At 73.0% G+C, this 259-nt stretch carries 1 protein-coding gene; it reads left to right on the top strand.

Annotated elements, in window-relative coordinates; translation table 11 throughout:
* Positions 1 to 259: hypothetical protein (locus CVH10_RS26170; protein ID WP_181244669.1), on the top strand; the 259-nt coding region annotated here is incomplete at both ends.

Here is a 259-nt window from a genome sequence, read left to right as displayed (position 1 = left end):
CCTCGGCACCCAATGGGTCGGCCTCGCGACGGTGCAGGTGGTCGAAGCCATCGAGGCGCCCGCATCGGCCGGCGGTGAAGGGCGCGGCGGCATCGTCATCCACGACGACCGGGCGCTGGCGGTGATCGACCTCCATCGCGTCGGCCACCACGTTTGCGCACGCCGGGACGCGCTGCTCGTCGTCTGCGAAGACGCCAGCCAGCGGCGGGTCGCGCTGCGCGTCGACGAACTCGGCCCTGTCTTCGACCTGCCGCGCTCG

Source organism: Halomonas sp. ND22Bw (assembly GCF_003011945.1).
Taxonomy (GTDB): Bacteria; Pseudomonadota; Gammaproteobacteria; order Pseudomonadales; family Halomonadaceae; genus Halomonas; species Halomonas halophila.
The sequence above is the reverse complement of the archived record's forward strand: the minus strand, read 5'-3'. Positions and strand labels throughout refer to the sequence as shown.